Origin of the sequence: Methylobacterium guangdongense, from assembly GCF_038442355.1 — a bacterium.
Taxonomy (GTDB): domain Bacteria; phylum Pseudomonadota; class Alphaproteobacteria; order Rhizobiales; family Beijerinckiaceae; genus Methylobacterium; species Methylobacterium guangdongense.
The window spans coordinates 1-1,244 of sequence record NZ_JBBXMX010000065.1; the positions used below are offsets into that span (position 1 = coordinate 1).

Below are 1,244 nucleotides of genomic sequence, written 5' to 3' on the forward strand. Positions count from 1 at the left end.
ATGACGTTGTAGCGCTTGGCCTCGTCGCCCTGCGGGAAGCGCAAGGTCAGGTGCTCCCATACCGAGGCGCCGAGATGCCGGACCTGGTCACGCTGCGGGACGACGCGAAAGCGAAGCTGGCCGCTGAGCAGGCCGTAAAGCAGGTAAAGGGCGCCGTTCAGGACGAAGGCCCAGGCGAAGAAAAAGTGCCAGCTGCGCCCACCGGTGAGGTCCTGGTCGCTCGGCAGGGTCAGCCACGAAGGGAAGCCGCGGTCGGCAGCCTCGCCGTCGCTCCCGGTGGACGAGCCAAGCCAGCCGGTGGTGTCGAATGTCCGCCCCAGGACCGTGGTGATACCCTTGGGCGGGTCATCCTCGGTCTGGGACATCGCCATGAGGGGCGTGTCGAAGGTCGAGACCTTGCCCCAGTACAGTGCGGGATGGGCGTTGAAGATCTGCAGGCCGCTCATCAGCAGGACGAGCAGGCACAGAGCGTTGACCCAGTGGGTGATCCGGATGACGGCGGGGTGCCGGAACATCCAACGCCGATGCTCGACCTCGCCGGTGTCGGGGGCGGAGCGCGTTAGGTAGGTGCGGGGCACGAGGGCGGCTCGTCCTGGGGACCGAGGGGCGCGGCGACCGGACCGAGGGCCGGGCCGCCGCGTTCGGGATGGCCGCTTACATGCGGTTCATCATCATCTTCCGCTTCATCATCCGGCGCTTCATCATCTTCTTATGCATCATGCGCTTCTTCATCATCATGCGCTCGCTGTGCGTCATGCGGACCTGGGTGACGCCGGCGGGGGCCGCCTGAAGGCCGTTCGGGCCCATCGGGGCGGCCGAGGCGGCGCCGGTTCCGAGCGCGAGGCCTCCGAGGACCGAGGCGGCGAGCGCGAGGTTGGTGATCTTCATTCGCTGTTTCCTGTACGGGGAAGGGCACCCCTTTCTCACAGTGGGTCAAGACGAAGAACGCGCCGCAAGTTCCTGATTTATCGAATTAATTTATCTGAGTGATGGCCTATGGGCGCAACTATCCGTGCGCCGGGGCGAGGCCCCGCGCCACGCCCTGGTCGGGCGTACCCCGACCTGTACGGAGGCTCGCCGCGGAAGGTTTCAGGGGGCGGGAATAATCTGGCCCCGGGTATGAATGGGGCTGTTGGCGTTCCACACCCTATTGGCATCACGGACGGGAGCGGACCGGAAGCCGAGCAGCTTGACCTGCACTGGCCTGTTACTGGATGGAGCGGACTAATCTTCCATCTGTTGCC

Annotated in this window: 2 protein-coding genes; both read right to left on the bottom strand. The window is 65.6% G+C overall.

From position 1 onward, the window contains the following. Positions 1-578: cytochrome b/b6 domain-containing protein (locus AAHG09_RS31740; protein WP_342112318.1), on the bottom strand; the 578-nt coding region annotated here is incomplete at its 3' end. A 76-nt stretch (positions 579-654) separates the two neighbouring features. Further along, entirely contained in the window at positions 655-888 is a 234-nt protein-coding gene (locus AAHG09_RS31745) for a hypothetical protein (RefSeq protein WP_342112320.1), read from the bottom strand. Positions 889-1,244 lie beyond the last annotated feature (356 nt).